General features: G+C 72.4%; 3 protein-coding genes. 1 reads left to right on the top strand and 2 read right to left on the bottom strand.

The window, feature by feature from the left end:
* Positions 1-1,174, top strand: a 1,174-nt coding sequence (locus tag JF597_RS53530; RefSeq protein WP_294014297.1) for an NAD(P)-binding domain-containing protein, incomplete at its 5' end; no start/stop codon positions are given.
* Between the two features lie 113 nt (positions 1,175-1,287).
* Here the strand turns inward: JF597_RS53530 and JF597_RS53525 are convergent.
* Both JF597_RS53525 and JF597_RS53520 read right to left on the bottom strand, forming a co-directional pair.
* A complete protein-coding gene (locus JF597_RS53525) occupies positions 1,288-1,896 on the bottom strand; it encodes a chaplin (protein ID WP_366916585.1) in 609 nt (202 codons plus the stop codon).
* 183 nt (positions 1,897-2,079) lie between these two features.
* The gene (locus JF597_RS53520) at positions 2,080-2,325 is read right to left on the bottom strand and encodes a chaplin (protein ID WP_294014295.1); all 246 of its coding nucleotides are present in this window, start codon (positions 2,323-2,325) and stop codon (positions 2,080-2,082) included.
* Positions 2,326-2,387: the final 62 nt, after the last annotated feature.

Here is a 2,387-nt window from a genome sequence, read left to right as displayed (position 1 = left end):
CATGCCACGCGGGATGTTCCTCAAGTCGGAGCCCTGGGCGTCCAACCTCTCGGACCCGGCGGGCCGTCTGCGGCTGGACGCGTACTGCGCGGGCCAGGGAGTTGCGGCCGAGCACGGGGAGCCGATCCCGGTGGAGATGTTCGCCGCGTACGGCCAATGGTTCGCCCGTAACGCGGTACCTGAGGTGGACGAGCGCACGATCACGCGGATCGCCCCCTGTCCGGGTGGCTTCGAGGCGGTCACCGAGGACGGCGAGACCCTGCACGCCCGCACGGTCGCGCTGGCGGTCGGTGTGATGCCCTTCGTGGAGCTGCCGGCCGCACTGCGCGCGCTGCCCGCCTCCCTGGTGTCGCACAGCAGCCATCACGACGACCTCGCCCGCTTCCGCGACCGGGACGTCACCGTGATCGGCGGTGGCCAGGCGGCCCTGGAGACGGCGGCCCTCCTCGCCGAGCAGGGCACGCGCGTACGGGTCCTGGCGCGCGCCGACCAGCTGGAGTGGAACGACGTGCCGCCGCCCTGGCAACGCCCCTGGTGGCAAAGGGCGCGCGCCCCTCACAGCGGCCTCGGCCCCGGCTGGCGCAACTGGTTCTACTCCGAACGCCCCGGCCTCTTCCACCGGCTTCCCGAGGCGAGGCGGACGCGGATCTGCGCCACGGCGCTGGGGCCGGCCGGAGCCTGGTGGCTGCGGGACCGGATCGAGCCGGTCGTCGAGGTGCGGCTCGGCCACGAGGTGGCGGCGGCCCGTGAGGTGCGCGGCGGGGTGCGGCTGGATGTGGTGAGCGGCGGAGGCGGATCGGAACCGTCGGCGTCGGGGCGGGCCCTGCGCTCCCTGGAGACCGAGCACGTCATCGCCGCCACGGGCTTCAGGGCGACGGGAGACCGGCTGCGGCTGCTCTCCGACGAACTGCGCGGCTCCCTGGCGACGGTGGCCGACGGCGCGCCGCTGGTCGGGCGGGACTTCGAGTCCTCGTGTCCAGGGCTGTTCCTCGCGGGCCTGGTGACGGCGTCCGGATTCGGACCGGCCATGCGCTTCGTGCAGGGCGCGACCTTCACGGCGAGCACGCTCGTCGGCGGAGTGCGGCGTCACCTGCGCACGGGCACACCCGGCGGAACGATCCCGGCGCCCAGCGGCCGGGGACAGCGCGGGGCGGCGCCCGCCGCGCGGCCCTGACAGCACGCCGCGTGCGCCCCGGCTGTCGTGCGGTCCCGACATGGCTCCTGGCCGGGTGGCTCGCCGGCCGGCCGGGAGGATGCCGGGCGTGCGCGGCCGGCACCCCCCACGTGTCATCGGCCGGACGCCGCCCGGCTTCGCCGGTACAGGACGGCTCCGGCCGCGATCAGTGCGGCGCTCGCGGCCGATGCGCCCAACAGGGCCTCGCTGCCGGTCTCGGCCAGAGCGGGCCGGTCGCCCGCGGGGGACGGCGGGCTCACGTGGTCGCCGCCGGCGGGGGGAGGCGTGCTCTTCCCCCCGGGCGGTGGGGTGGACGGAGGAGTCGTCGCCGGGGTGTCGCCGTATCCGTACGAGCTGTCGTCGGCGCAGTCGTTGCCGAAGGCGGGGTCGAGTACGGCGGCCAGGCCGGCGCTGTCACCGCACACGTTCAACGGCACCTCGACCGGGACCCGCACGTCGTTGCCCGAGCCGACGCCGGGCGAACCCTCGGTGCCGTCGTCCGCGTCCTCGTCGTGGTCATGACCCGAGCCGTATGCGGAGTCGTCCTCAGCGCCCTCGTCCCGCGCTGCGCAGTCGTTGCCGAAAGCGGGGTCGAGTGCGGCGATCACGTCGACCGTGTTGCCGCACAGGTTCAACGGCACGTCGACGGGGACCTGCACGTCGTTGCCGGACACGACACCCGGCGAGTCCACGGCGGACCCGTTCGCATGCGAATCGGCCATGGCGGGACTACCGCACAGGGAGAGAAGGCTCGTCGCGGCAGCGGCCGCGAACATTCCCCTGCTCAGGGTCTGTCGCACTCTTGATCGTCTTTCCTGCTTGAAGAAATGGGGAAGCCGGCCTTGGAACGGACAAAGATGTCCAAGGCCGGCCATGACGCAGCCGTACGGCTGGTGCGGACGAACTCAGTGGCTAACGCACACGTTGCCGATCGGCGGGCTCAAGATTCCGAGAACGGAGTTGCCACACACGTTGAAGGACGCGTGAATGGGAACCTGGATCACGTTGCCGGACAGGAATCCTCCGGAACCGACGGAGACGGCCTCGGCGTCCGCGTCCGCGAAAGCCGGAGTGGCCGCACCCAGAGCCATGATCACGCCCGCAACGACAGCAGCGGTCTTCTTCATGAACTTTCCCTTCTCTGCGGTCATGCCTCATTGACGGCCGAAACCGCGCGAGCACAGCCGTACGGCTCGCACCATGACCAGCAGCC

The organism is Streptomyces sp. (assembly GCF_019510245.1).
Classification (GTDB): Bacteria; Actinomycetota; Actinomycetes; order Streptomycetales; family Streptomycetaceae; genus Streptomyces.
The sequence above is the reverse complement of the archived record's forward strand: the minus strand, read 5'-3'. Positions and strand labels throughout refer to the sequence as shown.

What these genes read in the sequence shown, in the direction of transcription:
- JF597_RS53520 (WP_294014295.1), bottom strand. Translation starts at nt 2,325, where the DNA reads ATGACCGCAGAGAAGGGAAAGTTCATGAAGAAGACCGCTGCTGTCGTT.
- JF597_RS53525 (WP_366916585.1), bottom strand. Translation starts at nt 1,896, where the DNA reads ATGGCCGATTCGCATGCGAACGGGTCCGCCGTGGACTCGCCGGGTGTC.